This is a genomic window from Kitasatospora sp. NPDC059646 (assembly GCF_042734615.1).
Taxonomy (GTDB): Bacteria; Actinomycetota; Actinomycetes; order Streptomycetales; family Streptomycetaceae; genus Kitasatospora.
The window spans coordinates 21,299-37,572 of record NZ_JBHWDS010000021.1; the positions used below are offsets into that span (position 1 = coordinate 21,299).

Consider the following 16,274-nt stretch of genomic DNA (forward strand, 5'->3'; position numbering starts at 1 on the left):
GGGGTTCCCGACCCGGGGACCGACGGTGGCGTCGAGTGGCCGGGAGTGGCATGGCGACCGGGATTCCCCCGCAGGTGAACGCCCCGCAGGCCCGCGCGGGGCGGGTGCTGCGCCGCTGGAAGCTGTGGCTGATCCCGGGGGTGCTGAGCGCGCTGGTCGCGCTGGTGCTGTCGCTGCTGTACATGGGCGGCATCCTGACGCCCTCGGACAGCCTGCACCGGCTGCCGATCGCCCTGGTCGACGCGGACGCGGGGCCGCCGCTGCCGGGGCAGTCCGCGCCGCTGGGCGCGGAGTTGGCGGACGCGGTGGCGGCGGGGACGCCGCCGGGCCAGGTGCAGTGGCAGCGGGTGAGCCGCGAGCGGGCGCAGGAGCTGCTGGCGTCGGGCCGGGTGTACGGGGCGCTGGTGGTGCCTGAGGACTTCTCCCGCACGGTGGCCGCGCTGACGGCGGATCAGGCCTCGGCCCGTCCGGTGCTGCTGGCGCTGACCAATCCGGGCACCGGGTCGCTGGCGTCGTCGCTGGCGTCGCAGATCACCCAGCAGGCGGCGCACCGGTCCTCGCGGTCGATCGGCGAGCGGCTGACGGCCGCGGTGCCGAACGCCTCGGCGACGGCGCGGCTGCTGCTGGCCGACCCGGTGGACGTGCAGGTGCAGCAGGGTCATCCGATCGCCCGCCACACGGGGTTGGGGCTGAGCGCGTTCTACTACACGCTGCTGCTGGTGCTGGCCGGGTTCATGAGCGCCAACCTGGTGCACAACGGGGTGGACACGGCGCTGGGCTACGCGGACAGCGAGATCGGCCCGTGGCACTCGCGCCGGCCGACGGTGCCGATCAACCGGACGCAGACGCTGGTGGTGAAGATGGTGATGACGGCGGGCCTGTCGGCCGTCACCACCACGATGATCGTGCTGGCGACGGTGGGCATCCTGGACATGGACGCCCCGCACCTGCCGCTGCTGTGGCTGTTCTCGTTCTGCGCCTGCATGGCGGTCGGGCTCGGCGTGCAGGCGATCAACGCGGCGTTCGGCACGCTCGGCCAACTCGTCGCGATGTTCGTCTTCATCGCGTTCGCCCTGCCGTCCTCGGGCGCGACGATCCCGCTCCAGGCCACGCCGTCCTTCTACCGGTTCCTCGGCGCGTTCGAGCCGATGCGGCAGGTCGCGGGCGGGGTGCGGGCGATCCTGTACTTCGACGCGCAGGCGGACGCCGGGCTGACCCGCGGCTGGGTGATGATCGCGGTGGGGTTCGTGGTGGCCCTGGTCTTCGGCTTCGCGATGACCCGCTACTACGACCGCAAGGGCCTGCACCGCATGGTGCCCGTACCGTCCTGAGGCGCGCCGCCACCGGACCGCCCGCCGCCCGTCAGGCGGGCAGCGCGGCCTTCCAGCCCCAGGTCGTGCGCCGTTCCAGGCCCGGCAGTCCACCGCGCCCCGTGCACCACAGCAGCACCGCCGCCGGGTCGCCGCCGGGCGCGTCCGGGAACAGCCGGGCCAGGACGGCGGCGCAGAGCGCGGGCGGCATGGCCCGGTCGAGTCCGAGGCCGGTGGTGATGTCGTGGGTGTGCAGCAGGGTCTCGGCGACGCCCATCGCGGCGAAGCCGCCGGGGTCGGTCGGGCCCCAGTGCCAGGCGCGCAGGGCGGGGTCGGCCGCGGCGAGGGCGACGGCCAGCAGTTCGCCGCAGGCCAGCGCGGTCTGCAGGGTGGCGGCGGGGTCGGCGTCCGGACGGACCGTCAGGTCGAAGGGCAGGTACCGGTCGGCGGGCCGGGCGACCACCTGGCCGGCGTAGGCCAGCAGGTCGTGGCCGATGTGCGCCAGGGTCTCCCGGCACGACCACTCCAGCCCGCCGGCCGGGACGCTCCAGTCCGCCTGCAGGTGCGGGGCGAGGGCGAGGCGCAGCTCCGCGAGCGCGGCCCGCACGTCCTGATGGTCCATCAGGCCATCCTCGCACCCGCACCGTCGGGCGGCCTACAGGTAGGGGCGGGTGATCAGTTCCACGCCGTGGCCGGCCGGGTCGAGCACGTAGACGCCGCGGCCGCCGTGCTCGGTGTTGGTCTCGCCGAGGCGCTGCATCTGCGGGTCGGCCCAGTGCGGGATGTCGCGTGCGCACAGCAGGGCGTAGGCGCGGTCGAAGTGCTCGTCGTCGACCAGGAAGGCGTAGTGGTGGCGCTGGATCTCCACCGGCGGCTCGGCGAACTGGAGCAGCACGCCGTCGGCGATCGTCAGGTTGGTGAACGGGCCCCAGGACGGCGCCTGTTCGGCCTCCAGCAGCTCCAGGTAGAAGCGTGCCGAGGCCTCGCGGTCCGTGGCGGGGATGATGGTGTGGTTGAAGGCAGCGGGCATGGCGGAGGAACCTCGTTCCGGGTCGGGGAGTGGGTGAGAAGCCTGGTCGTTCCGGGAGCACTGCTCCCGGGACCGGGCGGTCCCCTGACCGGTGGGCGCCCCGAGGACGCCCGCGATGGGCTCAGTCGCCCACCGGGTTGCCGATCCGTGCGTGGCCCGTGGCCGTTCCGGTGTTCACCCGCACACCGTACGCAACGCCCCGCCCCGGCGGCAACGGGTTTTCCCCGCCGGGCCGGCCGGGCGGAAAACCGCGGGTGCGCACCCTCGTCGGCACGTACCCTCGCCCGCATGGCTGACGAGTGCTTCACGGACCCCCGGCTGGCCGCGCTCTACGACGCGCTGGATCCGGACCGCAGCGACCTGGTCCCCTATCTCGACCTGGCGGCCGAGCTCGGCGCGCACGGCGTCCTCGATCTCGGCTGCGGCACCGGCGTGTTCGCGCTGCTGCTGGCCGAACGCGGCCACCAGGTCACGGCGGTGGACCCGGCGGCGGCGTCCGTCGCGCTGGCCCGCGCCAAACCCGGTGCCGAAAGGGTCCGTTGGCTCTGCGCCGATGGCGCGACACTGCCGCCACTGGCCGTCGACCTGGTCACCCTGACGGCCAACGCGGCCCAGTCGATCACCGATCCGGGCGACTGGCAGGCCACCCTGCGGGGCGCCCGCGCCGTGCTGCGCCCGGGCGGCCACCTGGTGTTCGAGACCCGCGACCCGGCGCGCCGCGCCTGGGAGGAGTGGAACCGCGACGCCACCCACCGCATCGACGAGGTACCGGGCGTCGGCCGGGTGGAGACCTGGGCGGACCTGCTGGACGTCTCCGGCCCGCTGGTGACGTTCCGTTGGCACTACGTCTTCGCCGCCGACGGCGCGCACCTCACCTCGGACTCCACGCTGCGCTTCCGCGAGCGCGCCGAGGTCACCGACGACCTGCGCGCCGCCGGGTTCGACCTCCGGGAGGTCCGCGACGCACCCGACCGCCCCGGCCGCGAGTTCGTCTTCCTGGCCCGCCGCCCGTGACTCGCCGTCAGGCCGTCCAGGGATCCTCCACCACCGGGACGCACGGCGACAGCAGGGCGTCCGCCTGCTCGCTCACCCGGCCGCGGACCATCCGGTGCACCACGAACCCGTCGGGGTGCGCCCGGTCCTCGTCGTCGTGGACGTACAGCAGTCCGTAGGAGCCGGGGGCGCGGGCGCCGACCTCGCGGAAGAACGCCGGGATCCCGGGGTCGCGGTGGTTGCCGAACCCACCCAGGTGCAGGAACGGTTCGCCGTTGATCCACCGCACGTCGACCAGCCCGTGGCCGCCGATTTGCCGGGCCCGTTCCTCGATGCCCGCCACCAGCCGCCGCAGGCGCGCCTGTTCGACGACGAACTCCTCGCCGTCCTCCGGGCCGGCGCTCTCCCGGACGGTCACCCAGCCGTGGTACTCGAACATCCCGCGCGGCCTACCCGTCCTCGCCGAGCGGTCGCAGCGGCCCGCCGAGTCCCACCGGGCCGAGTCCGGGCGGGAGTTCGCGGACCGCGTGGGCGACGGCCTCCCGCGCGGTGGGGTAGCAGCCGAGGTCGGGGGCGCCCAGGCCGGTGCCCACTCCGAAGGTGCCGTCGGTGCCCGCCGACAGGACGGGGCCCACGGCGGCCGTGGCGGGCCCCGTGGTGGTGGAGAAGCGCAGCGCCCAGTGGCTGGTGAACGGGAACAGGGCGCGCAGCTCGGGCTCGGCGTGGGCCGCTTCGACCAGCTGACGGTGGGTCGCCGCCCAGGGGTGGTCCAGTCCGGCGGCCTCGTCCCGCAGGTGCTGCCAGGCGGAGGCGGTCAGTCGGGCGGGGTCGGCGGGGTGCGGCGTGGAGTCGGGCATCCGCCCATTGTTCCCGACTCCCCGCCTCCGTCCGCTCCGGCGGCCGGTCGGGGCAGTTCCACGCCCGCCGCGCGCGGTCTCCGCCGGATCGGTGCGGCGGGCGTGGTCCGGCCGGGCCGGCCGTCCTCGCCGTGATGCGGGTGAGCGGGTCGTGGCGGCGGGTGGCGGCCTCGTCCTGCTGCTGAAGGCCCGTCAGGGTGGGCAGCGGGGACGGGTCGGCGAGGAAGTGCTGCGCCATCTCCTCGGCGACTCCTCGATCCGGGGGTCGTCGGCAGCCCGCCTGCCGGCGCTCCAGGTGGGCTTGATCAGGGCGGCGTGCCGCGGGTCGTCGAGGCCGTGCTCGATCTGCGCGAGGTGGTCGTCGAAGCCGTCCGGCACCGTCGTCCGGACCAGGACGAGTCCTTCGCGGGCGGGCGACGTCCTCGGCGGGGCAGTCCGTCGTTGCGCGGGTGTCCTCGCGGTGTCGTTGTTCGTCGTGCCTTCGGCGTGGGGCTCGACCTCGGGTCGGGGTCGAGCCCGCGCGGACCTGACCGTCCGTCACCAGCTGGCCACCGCGGGCGACTCGGCACCGTGCTGCTGCCAGGCGGCGTCGAGGCGGGCCAGCCGGGCGGGGGCGGCAATGCCGCACAGGCCGGCGACCAGGCCGTCCCGCAGTTCCAGCACGACGGCGCCGCGCACCCGGCCGTCGACCACGGCGATCACCGCCGGGGCGCCGTTGACGTCCGCGACGTGCAGCGCGGGGGCGCCGCCGGCCAGCCGGATCTTGGCCGGCGTGGGCCGGAACCCGGCCCGCACGAAGGTGGCGATCTGCTTCCGGTCGGTGAACCGCAGCAGGCGCTTGGCCAGGCCGGCGCCGTCCGAGACCGCGGTGGCGTCGGCGGTCAGCATCGCCACCAGCTGGTCGACCCGCCCGGAGGTGGCCGCGAGCAGGAACTCCTCGACCACCCGGCGGGCGGACGCCGGGTCGGTCCGCCCGTCGCCGCCGCGGCGTTCGGCGGCGACCCGGCGGCGGGCCCGGTGGACGTGCTGCTGGCTGGCGGACTCGCTGATGTCGAGGATCCCGGCGATCTCGGCGTGCGGGTACGAGAACGCCTCGCGCAGCACGTACGCGGCGCGTTCGACCGGCGCGAGGCGCTGCATCACGGTCAGCACCGCGAGCGACACCGACTCGCGCTGCTCGTAGGTGTCGGCGGGCCCGAGCATCGGGTCGCCCTGCAGCAGCGGCTCCGGCAACTGCTCGCCGACGGCCCGCTCGTGCCGGGCCCGGGCCGAACGGAGCTGGTCCAGGCAGAGGTTGGTGACCACCTTGGTCAGCCACGCCTCCGGCACCTCGATGCGGGCGCGGTCGGCGGCCTGCCAGCGCAGGAACGCGTCCTGGACGGCGTCCTCGGCGTCGGCGGCCGAGCCGAGCAGACGGTACGCGAGCGAGGCCAGCCGGGGCCGGCTGGCCTCGAAGCGGTCGACGGCGACTGTGTCCATGCACCACAACTTAGGCGGCGCTCCGCACCCGGGCCGACTCGGGGGCGACCGCCAGGTGGCGCTTGCGCCTGGGCAGGCCGTAGGTCGGGTGGGCGATGCTCCACACCGAGCCCTTGAGCACGCCCGACTTGAACCGGGCGGCGGTCCGGCCGCTCAGGTACCAGGACTTGGAGCGGACGTCGGCGTCGACCATCTGCACGATCGCGTCCCGCTGCCCGAGGCTGATGTGGTTGCCGTAGTACTTCAGCCCGGAGACGGTGGCCTCACCGCCCGTCAGCCGGGCGATGATCGCGGTGGTGGCCTGGAGGGCGGTCAGCCCGGCCGAGGCGCAGGACATCGGCAGCGGGCGGCCGTTGACGCCGATCGCGTACGCGCTGTCGCCGGCGACGTACACGTCCGGGTGGGAGACCGAGCGCATGGTGCGGTCGACCACCACCCGGCCGTCCGCGGTGACCTCCAGGCCGCTCGCGGCGGCCAGCGGCTGCACCGCGAACCCGGCGGCCCAGACGGTCACGTCGGCCGGGACGGCGCGGCCGTCGGCGGCGAGGGCCCGGCCCGGTTCGACGGCGGCGATCGCGGTGTGCTCGTGGACGGTGATGCCGAACCGGGCGAAGGAGTCGCGCAGGTGGCGGCGGGCCTTCGGGGACAGCCAGGCGCCGAGTTCGCCCCGGGCGGCGAGCGCCACCTTCAGGTCGGGCCGGGCCTCGGCGACCTCGGTGGCGGTCTCGATCCCGGTGAGCCCCTCCCCCACCACCAACACGGTTCCGCCCGCACCGAGTTCGGCCAGCCGGTCGCGCAGGCGCAGCGCCGACGGCAGGCCGGTCACGTCGAACGCGTACTCGGCCACGCCGGGGACGTCGTGCCGGTCGACGGAGCTGCCGAGCGCGTACAGCAGGGTGTCGTAGGCCAGTTCGGCGTCGCCGTCCTCGCCGGTGACGGCGACGGTCCGGCGCTCGGGGTCGATGCCGGTGACCCGGGCGACCCGGACGCGCACGCCGGTGCCCGCGAACAGGTCGGTCAACGGGCGGAACCGGACCGGGTGGCCGATGGCGAGCTGGTGCAGCCGCATCCGCTCGACGAAGTCGGGGGCGGCGTTGACGACGGTGATCTCGGTGTCGGCGGCGGACAGCCGGCGGGCCAGGTTGCCGGCGGCGAAGGCTCCGGCGTAGCCGGCGCCGAGGACGACGATGCGGTGCCTCATGACGGTGCTCTCCTGTCTGGTTCGCGTGCCCTCTGAACGGGACGGCGGACCGATTGCTGACAGGCTTGGGATGTGACGCCGGTCACCGGCTCTCCGCCGGGGCGGGGCCGACGCCCGCGGGCCCGGTTCCGCCGGTGCGGCGAGCCGCCACGCCGACCTCGGGCCACCTCAACCATGGGCCGGACCACAGCGGCGGTCCACGTCCGGCGGTCCACGTCCGGCGGTTCACGTCCGGCGGTTCACGTCCGGCGCGGCCAGTCCGGGGCGGGGTCCTCGGGGAGCAGCGGGCGGATCGCGCCGAGGACGGCGCCGATGCAGACGTCGCGCAGCTCGGTGCGGGTGCAGTGCGGGTCGGCGAGCCAGTCCACGCACAGGACCTGGACGAACACCAGCCAGCTCTTCAGCACCCCCGACACGGCGGCGCGGGTGGCCTCGTCCGCGTCGGCGTGCGGGAGGACGCCGAGCAGGCCCTCGCGCAGGGCGTCGAGTTCGTCGGCGATGATCGTCCGGATCAGGTGGTCGCCGGCCAGGACCCGGTTCGCGGCGAGCACGGTGTTGCGGTTCTCGGCGAAGTACTCGATGTGGGCGTCCAGGCCCTCGGTGAGCTGCTCGACCAGCGAGTCGGCGGGGTCGAACCGGGTCTTGGCGAGCAGCTGCTCGGCGACCTGCCGGTAGAGGGCGGCGAACAGGTCGCGCTTGCTCGGGAAGTGCCGGTACAGCAGCGCGCGGGAGACCCCGGCCCGCTCGGCGACGTCCTCCATCAGCACCTCGTCGTACGTGTGCGCGGCGAAGCACTGCGCGGCGACGGCGAGGAGCTGGGCGCGGCGGTCGGCGGGGCTGAGGCGTCGTCTGGGAGGCACGCCGCCATGGTACTTGACACGTGTCTACTGACCGGCCGTAGCCTGGTGGTCCTGGTTGACACGTGTCTACTGAGCGGGGGATGCCGCCATGACCAAGGTCGGGGCGCTGCGGGGACTCATGAAGGTCATGGGGTACGCCTGCGTGGCGATCGGGCTCTACCACCTGCTGCTGGGGAACGCGGCGATCCCGGGCGCGGCCTCGGCCGGGGCCACCGTCGACAGCCTCGGCCGCTTCTTCGGCGCGATCTTCGCGGGCTACGGCGTCGCCTGGCTCCGGGCCGCCCGCCGATCACCGATCCCCGTGACGGCCGTCCACTGGCTGGCCGGCCTGATGCTGCTCGGCGGCCTCGGCCGGATCCTGTCGATCGCCGCCGACGGGTGGCCCCACTGGTTCCAACTGGTACTCGGCGCCGTCGAACTGCTGCTGCCCCCGCTGTTCTTCTGGCTGGCGCACCCCGCCGGGCAGCCGCGCCGACCCGCGGACGCCTGACCGACCAGTAGGCTCTGGTCCCGTGACCTCGACGCCCGGCCCCACCCGCTCCGCACCGTACCTGCTGCGCCCCGCGACACGGACCGATCTGCCGGCGGTGCTCGCGCTGCTCGCCGACGAGGAGCAGGTGGTGGATCCGGGGAGCGTCGTGGTCGGCGCGGCGCACGAGCGGGCGTTCGCGGCGATCGAGGCGGATCCGCGGAACGAGGTGCTGGTGCTGGAGGAGTCCGGCACCGTGGTCGGCTGCCTGCAGGCGACGTACATCCCGGGGCTCGGCAAGGGCGGAGCCGAACGGGCGTTGATCGAGGCGGTACGGATCCGGGCCGACCGCCGCGGGGGCGGCCGGGGCCGGGCCCTGATGACCCTCGTCGTCGAACGCGCCGAGGCCCGCGGGTGCGCGCTGGTCCAGTTGACCAGCAACAAGCAGCGCACGGACGCCCACCGCTTCTACGCGGGCTTGGGCTTCGCCCCGAGCCACGAGGGCTTCAAGCTCAACCTCTGAGAACGGCACGACCGGAGTCCGTGGAGCAGGAGTCCGCGGACCGTGGCTCCGACCGTCTCCTGCGACACGTCTTCGAGGGCGGTGGCCGGAAGGCGAGCCGACAGCAGCGTGCTGCCCGGCCCGCTCCGGTCCGTCGGCCCCGCCGACGCTAGTTGACGTTGACCGCCTTCCAGGCTGCGGCCACCGCGGCGGCCTCCGGTGAGCCGTACAGTTCGGTGGCTGCGGCGAGGGTGGCGGTGCGGGCGGAGCGGTAGGTGGTGGTGGAGGTGAAGTAGACCGTCAGCGCGCGGTACCAGATCGCGGCGGCCTTGGCCCGGCCGATGCCGACGAGCGTGGAGCCGTCGACGGTCGGGCTGTTGTAGGTCACGCCGTTGATGGTCTTCGTGCCGCTGCCCTCGGCCAGCAGGTAGAAGAAGTGGTTGGCGACGCCCGAGGAGTAGTGCGGGTCCAGGCTGCCGATGCCCGCGTACCAGTAGTCCCGCGAGGAGCCGTCCTTGGAGGGCTTGTCCAGGTAGCGCAGCGGGGTGCCGTTGCCGTTGAGGTCGAGCTTCTCGGCGATCAGGTAGTCCGGCGGGTCGGCGGGCAGGCCGGCGTACCACTCGACCATGGTTCCGAGGATGTCGGAGGTGGCCTCGTCGAGGCCGCCGGGCTCGCCGGAGTAGCTCAGCCCGGCGATGGCGGAGGTGACGCCGTGGGTCATCTCGTGGGCGGCGACGTCGAGTTCGGTCATCGGCTTGGTGTTGCCGGGGCCGTCGCCGTAGCTCATGCAGAAGCAGGAGTCGTCCCAGAAGAGGTCGAGGAGGCTGTTTCCGACGTGCACGCGGCTGGTGATGCCGACGCCGTCGTTCCTGATGCCGTTGCGGCCGAAGGTGTTCTTGAAGTAGTCCCAGGTCGCGGCCGCGTCGAACTGGGCGTCCACGGCGGCCGACTGACGGTTGGACGGCAGGCCGTTGCCCCAGATGTTGGTGGCGCTGGTGAACAGCGGGTTGCCGGCCACGCCCCCGTCGACGGTGGACTGGTTGCCCCGGGTGCCGTCCTTCAGCAGGTAGGTGCCGCCGCTCTGCGTGGTGGTCAGCGTGACGGTGCCGACGTGGACGCCGGTGCCGGTGCCCGTCGCGGTCCGGATGCCGTCGTCGGCGGCGAGCACCGCACCGGTGTCCGCGTCCGTGATCACCCGCCGGCTGCTGGGGGTGCCGTCGGAGCGCACGCCCGCCACCACGGTCCGGTAGGCCAGCCGCGGGGCGTCGCCGCCGGCCCAGACCACCAACTGCGCCTCGCCGGTGGCATCGACCCGCGCGAGCGCCGCCCCGGCCGGCCCCGCAGCCGACCCGTCGGAGCCGGTGACCGCCCCGTCCGATCCGGTGTCCGCCGCGTCCGGGCCCGCGACCGCCCCGAGCGCGGCCCGGACCGCGCCGGTCGCCCCGGCGGCGGCCTGCTCGGCGGAGAGCCGCGGGGAGAGGCTCGGCAGCGCCAACTGGCCGGCGAAGGCCCGGTCGACGGAGGCGATCGAACCGTCGGCCCGCTCGTGCACGACCAGGTCGCCGCCGACCACGGGCAGGCCCGCGAGGGTCCGCTCGTAGCGCAGGTGCCGGTCGCCGTCGGCGTCCAGCACCGCGTCCTTGACGACCAGGCGTTCCTGCCCGCCCAGCGCGAGCGCCCTGGCGATCGGGTCGGCCTCGGCCCCGGCCAGGGCGAGCAGGGCGTCGCGCTGCCGGCCCGACGGCACGCCCGCCGACGGCGCGTCCGCCTGCGCGGGCACGGCGGCCACCTGGACGGCGCCCGCCAGCAGGGCGGCGGCGGAGAGTACGGCGGCGAGGGTCGGCTTCCGCTTCACGTACGGGGTCCTTCCACGAGACCGCGGGTGCGCGGTCGGGCCGCGCACCGGGGCGCCGGGCTTGGCACCGTGGGGCGGTACGGGCGCTGGCGTGCTGCTGCCGTGCGGTGCTCGACGGCCCGTCAGGGTGGGGGGACGGCCGCCGAACGGGAGGTGGGCAGAAGCATGACAATGCGGAGGGTGAAAGGACAGCTCCTGTCCGCACATTGGCCAGGTCCCGCCACCGGCCCGGGCCGGATCCCTCCGCCCGCCGGTGATGCCCCGCTATCGCCCCGTTCGCCGCCCTGGCGGGATCCCGCCAGCGACGACCCCCTTGCCGCCTCCTGCCCGGCCTGCTACCGCAGCCACCGTCGCCCGCCCCGCCGGCACACCACCGGCACCAGCAGCGCCACCGGCCTCGGCAGCGCCGTCAGCACCGGCGGAGCGGCCCCCGTCAGTGCCCGCCGTGGTGCACGAACACGTAGGTCTCCCGGTCGAGTTCGGTGATCTCGACGCAGAACGCGGCGGGCACCGGGACGTGCGAGCGCAGCAGGTCGGTGACCCTTGCGGACAGTTCGCCGCGGGCCTCGGCGCTGCGCCCGGCCAGGATCTTGATCTCGACCAGCACCACCGCCTCGCCCGACGAACCGTCACCGACCAGGTGTGCGGCGGCCGGGCGCACCACGGTCTTGCAGTCGGCGGTGCCGGCGTCGATCACCTCGGGGATCAGCTGGTGGACCTCCTTGGCGAAGGCCGTCGCGTCGAACTCGAGGCCGGGCGAGTGGTCGATCAGGATCTGCGGCATGGCGGCTTCCTCACCGGACGTTCGACCGCCCGGGGCCTTCCCGGGACGGTGGCGTCCTTGATCGGAGAACATAGTCCCCGCCACGTCACCCGCGGCGGGCATACTGGCGCAATGTCCGACCAACGCCCGCCCGACGCCGTCGAACCGCCGGACCCGTTCGAAGGTCTGGTCCTGGACGAGGCGTTCGTCCGCGCCGCCACCGTGAGCGAACCGTCCGCCCGGGCCCGGATGCTGGCCGAGCGCTGGCGGCACGAGCCGCCGGTCGACCCCGGCGGCCGCCGCTGGTCGACCGGCGGCCCGGGTCGCTCCCGCCGGGCCCGCCGCCGCGGGCGGCACGAACTCCCGGGCGGCAGCGGCCGGTTGGGGCGGCTGCGCCGGTTCCACTCGCTCAGCCGGGGCGAGCGGTGGACGGCGGCGCTCGGGCTGCTGATCGTGCTGCTGGTGGTCGGCGGGGTGCTGTTCGAGCCGCAGCGGGCGCACACCCCGCAACTCGCCCGCACCGCCGGCGGCCCGGGCCGGCCCTCGCCCTCGGTGGACCGGGCGCTGCCCGGCGGCGGGATGTCGGCCGGCAGCCGCTGCGGGACGCGCGGCTACCACCGCTTCCCGACGGCGCCCGCCTCGCTGGGCGTCGACGGGTCGTCAGGACCGGCTCTGCTGCTGGCCGCCCACGGCCACCGGGACCTCGGCGCCGGCCGGTCCGGAGAGTTCACCTTCGACCTGCGGCTCAGTTCGGGCTCCGCGGCGCCGCTGGCGCTGTCCGCGCCGCTCGGCCCGGACGGCGTGGCGGTGGAGATCGAGGGCCCGGACGGCCTGTTGGCCGGCGCGTACGGGCTGGCCGCGACGGTCGAGGGCGCGCCGCACACCCCCGACGGCCGGGGCTGGCTGGTCTCCTCCAGCGGCGCGGTCGCACACCTGGTGCTGCCCGCGGCGGCGCTCTGCCCGGGCGTGGACGCGCAGGCACTGGCCGACGGGCTGTCCCTGCGCACGGACGGGCGCAACGCCGTCACCGGCCCCGCGCCGTACACCGTCACGGTGTCGCTGGCCGACCCGGAGGTGGCCGAACTGCGGCGCTCGCTCGGGGTGCGGCCGCAGGGGGAAGTGCTGGCGGCCACCAACCAGGTGCCGGTGCGCGCGTCCAGGCCGGTCTGAGCCCGCCCCGGCCGACCGACACCGGCCACCGTGCAGTCCGCCTCGCGCCGACCGGCCCTGGGGCTGGCTGCCGGGTGGGGGGTGGGGGTAGCCCCACCGTAAAGTCTCCTGCCCTCTTCATGGTGCGTGACCTGCGATTTTCCTAGCGTTGGCGATGCCCCGGGAACGAGGACCACCGGGGCGTCACCTCCGAGGAAGGCTTCACCATGTCGCCCCGCCTGCGCCGTTCAGAGCCCGGCCGGCCCACCCAGTTCCCCGCCGACGGCGCTGCCGCGCCCTGGCCGCCCCGGCTCGACACGGTCGCATCCCCGGCCGGACACCCGGGAACCGGACACCCGGGAGCGGGGCTGCCAGGAGCGGGACATCCGGGAACCGGACACCCGGGAGCGGGTCTGCCGGGAGCGGGACTGCCACAGGTCGGGCTGCCCGCGATCGAACTGCGCGGTGTGCGGCGCAGCTACGGCCGCGGCCCGGCGGTGGTGCACGCCCTCGCCGGGATCGACCTGGCGCTCCCGGCGGGCAGCTTCACCGCCGTGATGGGGCCCTCCGGCTCCGGCAAGAGCACCTTCCTGCAGTGCGCCGCCGGCCTCGACCGGCCCGACGCGGGGCAGGTGCTGCTGGCCGGCCGCGAGATCGGCTCGCTCGGCGAGGAGGCGCTGACGAAGCTCCGCCGCAGCCGGATCGGCTTCGTCTTCCAGGCGTTCAATCTGCTGCCCTCACTGACGGTCCTTCAGAACGTGCTGCTCCCCCAGCGCCTGGCCGGCGCGCGGCAGGACCGGGCCCGCGCCCGCGACCTGCTCGCCACGGTCGGCCTGGGCGGGCACGAGAACCGCCGCCCCGGCCAGCTCTCCGGCGGCCAGCAGCAGCGCGTCGCGCTGGCCCGGGCGCTGATCACCCGCCCCGACGTGATCTTCGCCGACGAGCCCACCGGCGCGCTGGACACCCGCAGCGCGCACGAGGTCCTCGGCCTGCTGCGCAGCGTGGTGGACGGCCTGGGGGCGACGGTCGTGATGGTCACTCACGACCCGGTCGCCGCCTCCTTCGCCGACCGTGTGGTGTTCCTGGCCGGCGGCGTCCTCGCGGGCGAGCTCCGGCACCCGGATCCGCACGCCGTCTCCGACCGGATGCTCACCCTCTCCGCCCGCCCGGCCGGAGCCGCCGCATGAGTCCCTGCGCCCCGAGCCCCCACGACCCGGGCCCCGCCCGCCCGGGCCCCCGTCGCCGCCCCTTCCACCCCTCGGAGCCGACCGCATGACCACCGGACTGGCCCGCGCCGCCGTGCGCTTCCGGCCCGCGCCGTTCGCGGGCACCTTCCTGGCCCTGCTGTTCGCCTCGGCGATCGTGACGGCCTGCGGCGTGCTGCTGCAGACCGGCGTGACCGCGAGCGTCGCGCCCGCCCGGTACGCGGACGCGCCGATCGTGGTCTCCGCCGACCAGCAGGTCGGGGTGACGGTCGTGCACGGCGAGGATCCCGACACGATGACCCAGTCCCTGCCCGAACGGGCCCGGCTGGACGCCTCGTTGACGGCCGCCGTGGCCGCCGTCCCGGGCGTCGGGCAGGCCCGGCCCGACTCCGCGTTCCCGGTGTCGGCCGCCGCCTCCGGCCTGCCCGCGCTCACCGGCCGCGGCTGGGCCGCGCTCGGCATCGCCCCGGGCGAGCGGCTCGTCGAGGGCCGCGCCCCGGCCGAGGGCGAACTGGTGCTGGACGCGGCGAGCGCCCGCGCCGCCCGCCTCGCCCCCGGCGCCGTGCTGGCCGTCGACACGCCCGCCGGCACCGCCTCCTACCGGGTGTCCGGCCTCGCCGACGCGCAGCCCGGCACCGCCACCGCCTGGTTCGCGGACGGCGCCGCCGACCGGATCTCCGGCCACCCGGGCCGGATCGACGCCCTGGCGGTGCGTCCCGCGCCCGGCACCGACCCGGCCGCGCTGGCCCGCACGCTGCGCCACGCCCTGGACGGCAAGGCGCAGGTGACGACGGGTCAGCAGCGCGGCGCGGTGGAGCAGCCGGCGCTGCTGCGGGCCAAGGAGCTGCTGGCCGGGTTCGGCGGCTCCTTCGGCGGGACGGCCACCATGACGGCGGTGTTCGTGCTGGCGAGCACCATCGCGCTGGCCACCGGTCAGCGGGCCCGCGAGTTCGCGCTGCTGCGGACGATCGGGGCGACGCCCCGTCAGATCCGCCGGGCGATCGCCACCGAGGCGGTGCTGGTGGCACCGGTCGCGGCGGCGATCGGTGTGCTGCCGGGGCTGCTGCTGGCCCGCTGGTGGTTCGGCGAGCTGGTCGCGCGCGGCGCGGTCCCGGCCGGGGTGTCGCTCGATGCCGGCCCGCTGCCGCTGCTGGTCTCGGTCGCCGTGTGCACGGTGACGGCGCTGGGGGCGGGCTGGTTCGCGGCCCGGCGCAGTGCCCGGCTGCGGCCGACGCAGGCGCTCGGCGACGCGGTCGCCGGGCCGGGCGCGCCGGGTGCGGTGCGGACGGTGTGCGGCGCGCTGTTCGCCGCGGGCGCGGTCGCGCTGGCGGTGGTCGCCGCCCACCTGCCCGGTGCGGCGGCGGCGAACACGGCGCTCGGCGTGGTGATGTGCTTCCTGGTCGCGGTCGGGCTGCTCGGGCCGTGGCTGGTGCGCGGTGCGGTGGGTCTGGTGGGCGTGCTGCTGCGGGCCGCCGGGGCGTCGGCCTCGCTGGCGGCCGACAACGCCCGGGCCGGGTCGCGGCGGTTGTCGGCGGCGGTCGTGCCGATCGTGATGGTCACGGCCTTCTGCGGGACGCTGGTGTTCCTGCAGTCCAGCCTCCAGCACTCGGCCGGCGAGCAGGTCCGGGCGGGTCTGACGGCGGATCGGGTGGTGAGTGCGGCCGCCGGTGCGCCCGGGCTGCCCTCGTGGGCCGTGGAGCGGGCGGCGCGCCTGCCGGGGGTGGACGCGGCGGTCGGGCTGCTGCCCACCGGCCTGGTGGTGCAGGCGTCCGGTGCGCTCAGCACGGCCACCGCCCAGGCGGTGGACGGCGATCCGGCGGCCCTGTCGAAGGTGCTGGACCCGGGGGTGACGTCCGGTTCGCTGGCCGATCTCGGCCGGTCCCCCGACACGGTGGCGCTGGACTCCTTCCTGGCCGAGGGCCTGCACGTGGGGGTCGGTCAGCGGGCGGCGTTCTGGCTCGGCGACGGCACCCGGGTGGAGCCGACGGTGGTGGCCGTCTACCAGCGGGGGCTGGGCCTCGGGCAGGCGCTGCTGCCGAAGGCCGCGGTCGCCGCGCACACCGACGCGCCGTACGCGGCGCGCCTGCTGGTCGCCGAGAAGCCGGGGGCGGACGGCGCGGCCACCGCGAAGGCGCTGTCCGAGCTCGCCCCGGGCGGCCTGCCGGTGACGGACCGTCAGGGGTTCGCGGCGCAGGTCGACCGTGACCGGGAGCTGAACGGCTGGGCGAACAACGTGATGGCGGCCGTGCTGGCCGGGTTCGCGGCACTGACGGCCGCCAACACGCTGGTGATGACGGTGCTGGACCGCCGGCGCGAGATCGCGCTGCTGCGGCTGGGCGGCGGCACCCGCCGCCAGGTCCGCTCGATGCTGCGCTGGGAGGCGCTGCTGATCGCGGCGATCGGTCTGGCGGCCGGCGGCGCGATCGCCTGGGCGACGCTCAGCCCGCTCACCCGCGCACTCACCTCCGCGGCCCCGCACGTTCCGCTCGGGATCGCCCTGCCGCTCGGCGCCGGGGCAGCTCTGCTCTGCCTGGCGGCCACCGCCGTCCCCGGGCGCGCCCTGCTCCGCGGCCGTCCCACCACCGCGCTCTGAGCGGAGCC

17 protein-coding genes are annotated in these 16,274 nt (G+C 75.6%); 7 read left to right on the top strand and 10 right to left on the bottom strand.

What is annotated here, in order from left to right:
- The first annotated feature begins 50 nt into the window (after nt 1-50).
- On the top strand, nt 51-1,331 hold the full coding sequence (locus ACFV1L_RS17225; protein ID WP_380366640.1) for a YhgE/Pip domain-containing protein: 1,281 nt from the start codon (nt 51-53) through the stop codon (nt 1,329-1,331).
- Nucleotides 1,332-1,362: 31 nt separating this feature from the next.
- Here ACFV1L_RS17225 and ACFV1L_RS17230 read toward each other — a convergent pair whose 3' ends face one another.
- Both ACFV1L_RS17230 and ACFV1L_RS17235 read right to left on the bottom strand, forming a co-directional pair.
- Nucleotides 1,363-1,932, bottom strand: coding sequence for a maleylpyruvate isomerase N-terminal domain-containing protein (locus ACFV1L_RS17230; RefSeq protein ID WP_380366642.1), 570 nt, complete (start codon nt 1,930-1,932; stop codon nt 1,363-1,365).
- A 33-nt stretch (nt 1,933-1,965) separates the two neighbouring features.
- On the bottom strand, nt 1,966-2,340 hold the full coding sequence (locus tag ACFV1L_RS17235) for a VOC family protein (protein WP_380366644.1): 375 nt from the start codon (nt 2,338-2,340) through the stop codon (nt 1,966-1,968).
- A gap of 288 nt (nt 2,341-2,628) precedes the next feature.
- On the opposite strand from ACFV1L_RS17235, the gene ACFV1L_RS17240 reads away from it, so the two are divergent.
- On the top strand, nt 2,629-3,354 hold the full coding sequence (locus tag ACFV1L_RS17240; RefSeq protein WP_380366645.1) for a class I SAM-dependent methyltransferase: 726 nt from the start codon (nt 2,629-2,631) through the stop codon (nt 3,352-3,354).
- Between the two features lie 7 nt (nt 3,355-3,361).
- Here the strand turns inward: ACFV1L_RS17240 and ACFV1L_RS17245 are convergent, their stop codons facing one another.
- The 6 genes from ACFV1L_RS17245 to ACFV1L_RS17270 all read right to left on the bottom strand — a co-directional run bounded on the left by ACFV1L_RS17245 (nt 3,362) and on the right by ACFV1L_RS17270 (nt 7,730).
- Complete coding sequence (locus ACFV1L_RS17245; RefSeq protein ID WP_380366646.1) at nt 3,362-3,772, bottom strand: Imm7 family immunity protein; 411 nt, start codon at nt 3,770-3,772, stop codon at nt 3,362-3,364.
- Nucleotides 3,773-3,782: 10 nt separating this feature from the next.
- Nucleotides 3,783-4,190 carry a DUF6193 family natural product biosynthesis protein gene (locus ACFV1L_RS17250; protein ID WP_380366647.1) on the bottom strand — a complete coding sequence of 136 codons (408 nt, stop codon included), beginning with the start codon at nt 4,188-4,190 and terminating at the stop codon, nt 3,783-3,785.
- 192 nt (nt 4,191-4,382) lie between these two features.
- Nucleotides 4,383-4,568, bottom strand: a complete 186-nt coding sequence (locus tag ACFV1L_RS17255; protein ID WP_380366649.1) for a hypothetical protein — start codon at nt 4,566-4,568, stop codon at nt 4,383-4,385.
- Between the two features lie 159 nt (nt 4,569-4,727).
- Nucleotides 4,728-5,669, bottom strand: a complete 942-nt coding sequence (locus tag ACFV1L_RS17260) for a sigma-70 family RNA polymerase sigma factor (RefSeq protein ID WP_380366651.1) — start codon at nt 5,667-5,669, stop codon at nt 4,728-4,730.
- A 10-nt stretch (nt 5,670-5,679) separates the two neighbouring features.
- Complete coding sequence (locus tag ACFV1L_RS17265; RefSeq protein ID WP_380366653.1) at nt 5,680-6,870, bottom strand: NAD(P)/FAD-dependent oxidoreductase; 1,191 nt, start codon at nt 6,868-6,870, stop codon at nt 5,680-5,682.
- 239 nt (nt 6,871-7,109) lie between these two features.
- Nucleotides 7,110-7,730 carry a TetR/AcrR family transcriptional regulator gene (locus ACFV1L_RS17270; RefSeq protein ID WP_380366655.1) on the bottom strand — a complete coding sequence of 207 codons (621 nt, stop codon included), beginning with the start codon at nt 7,728-7,730 and terminating at the stop codon, nt 7,110-7,112.
- A gap of 88 nt (nt 7,731-7,818) precedes the next feature.
- Here ACFV1L_RS17270 and ACFV1L_RS17275 point away from each other — a divergent pair, with 88 nt between their 5' ends.
- Together ACFV1L_RS17275 and ACFV1L_RS17280 are read left to right on the top strand one after the other, a co-directional pair.
- A complete protein-coding gene (locus ACFV1L_RS17275; RefSeq protein WP_380366657.1) occupies nt 7,819-8,220 on the top strand; it encodes a DUF4345 domain-containing protein in 402 nt (133 codons plus the stop codon).
- Between the two features lie 22 nt (nt 8,221-8,242).
- Entirely contained in the window at nt 8,243-8,722 is a 480-nt protein-coding gene (locus tag ACFV1L_RS17280; protein ID WP_380366659.1) for a GNAT family N-acetyltransferase, read from the top strand.
- Between the two features lie 148 nt (nt 8,723-8,870).
- Here the strand turns inward: ACFV1L_RS17280 and ACFV1L_RS17285 are convergent, their stop codons facing one another.
- On the bottom strand, nt 8,871-10,556 hold the full coding sequence (locus tag ACFV1L_RS17285; protein WP_380366661.1) for a M4 family metallopeptidase: 1,686 nt from the start codon (nt 10,554-10,556) through the stop codon (nt 8,871-8,873).
- Between the two features lie 433 nt (nt 10,557-10,989).
- Nucleotides 10,990-11,340, bottom strand: coding sequence for a 5-carboxymethyl-2-hydroxymuconate Delta-isomerase (locus ACFV1L_RS17290; protein WP_380366663.1), 351 nt, complete (start codon nt 11,338-11,340; stop codon nt 10,990-10,992).
- Between the two features lie 111 nt (nt 11,341-11,451).
- On the opposite strand from ACFV1L_RS17290, the gene ACFV1L_RS17295 reads away from it, so the two are divergent.
- The 3 genes from ACFV1L_RS17295 (at nt 11,452) to ACFV1L_RS17305 (ending at nt 16,266) form a co-directional block, all read left to right on the top strand.
- Entirely contained in the window at nt 11,452-12,489 is a 1,038-nt protein-coding gene (locus ACFV1L_RS17295) for a hypothetical protein (RefSeq protein ID WP_380366665.1), read from the top strand.
- 206 nt (nt 12,490-12,695) lie between these two features.
- The gene (locus tag ACFV1L_RS17300) at nt 12,696-13,655 is read left to right on the top strand and encodes an ABC transporter ATP-binding protein (protein ID WP_380366666.1); all 960 of its coding nucleotides are present in this window, start codon (nt 12,696-12,698) and stop codon (nt 13,653-13,655) included.
- Nucleotides 13,656-13,740: 85 nt separating this feature from the next.
- Nucleotides 13,741-16,266: an ABC transporter permease gene (locus ACFV1L_RS17305; RefSeq protein WP_380366668.1), complete on the top strand. Its 2,526-nt coding sequence runs from the start codon at nt 13,741-13,743 to the stop codon at nt 16,264-16,266.
- Nucleotides 16,267-16,274 lie beyond the last annotated feature (8 nt).

Excerpts from the sequence above, each read along its gene's own strand:
- ACFV1L_RS17240 (WP_380366645.1), top strand. The coding sequence starts at position 2,629 with ATGGCTGACGAGTGCTTCACGGACCCCCGGCTGGCCGCGCTCTACGAC.
- ACFV1L_RS17230 (WP_380366642.1), bottom strand. The coding sequence starts at position 1,932 with ATGGACCATCAGGACGTGCGGGCCGCGCTCGCGGAGCTGCGCCTCGCC.
- ACFV1L_RS17245 (WP_380366646.1), bottom strand. The coding sequence starts at position 3,772 with ATGTTCGAGTACCACGGCTGGGTGACCGTCCGGGAGAGCGCCGGCCCG.
- ACFV1L_RS17290 (WP_380366663.1), bottom strand. The coding sequence starts at position 11,340 with ATGCCGCAGATCCTGATCGACCACTCGCCCGGCCTCGAGTTCGACGCG.
- ACFV1L_RS17305 (WP_380366668.1), top strand. The coding sequence starts at position 13,741 with ATGACCACCGGACTGGCCCGCGCCGCCGTGCGCTTCCGGCCCGCGCCG.
- ACFV1L_RS17300 (WP_380366666.1), top strand. The coding sequence starts at position 12,696 with ATGTCGCCCCGCCTGCGCCGTTCAGAGCCCGGCCGGCCCACCCAGTTC.
- ACFV1L_RS17295 (WP_380366665.1), top strand. The coding sequence starts at position 11,452 with ATGTCCGACCAACGCCCGCCCGACGCCGTCGAACCGCCGGACCCGTTC.
- ACFV1L_RS17225 (WP_380366640.1), top strand. The coding sequence starts at position 51 with ATGGCGACCGGGATTCCCCCGCAGGTGAACGCCCCGCAGGCCCGCGCG.
- ACFV1L_RS17275 (WP_380366657.1), top strand. The coding sequence starts at position 7,819 with ATGACCAAGGTCGGGGCGCTGCGGGGACTCATGAAGGTCATGGGGTAC.
- ACFV1L_RS17235 (WP_380366644.1), bottom strand. The coding sequence starts at position 2,340 with ATGCCCGCTGCCTTCAACCACACCATCATCCCCGCCACGGACCGCGAG.
- ACFV1L_RS17260 (WP_380366651.1), bottom strand. The coding sequence starts at position 5,669 with ATGGACACAGTCGCCGTCGACCGCTTCGAGGCCAGCCGGCCCCGGCTG.
- ACFV1L_RS17265 (WP_380366653.1), bottom strand. The coding sequence starts at position 6,870 with ATGAGGCACCGCATCGTCGTCCTCGGCGCCGGCTACGCCGGAGCCTTC.
- ACFV1L_RS17250 (WP_380366647.1), bottom strand. The coding sequence starts at position 4,190 with ATGCCCGACTCCACGCCGCACCCCGCCGACCCCGCCCGACTGACCGCC.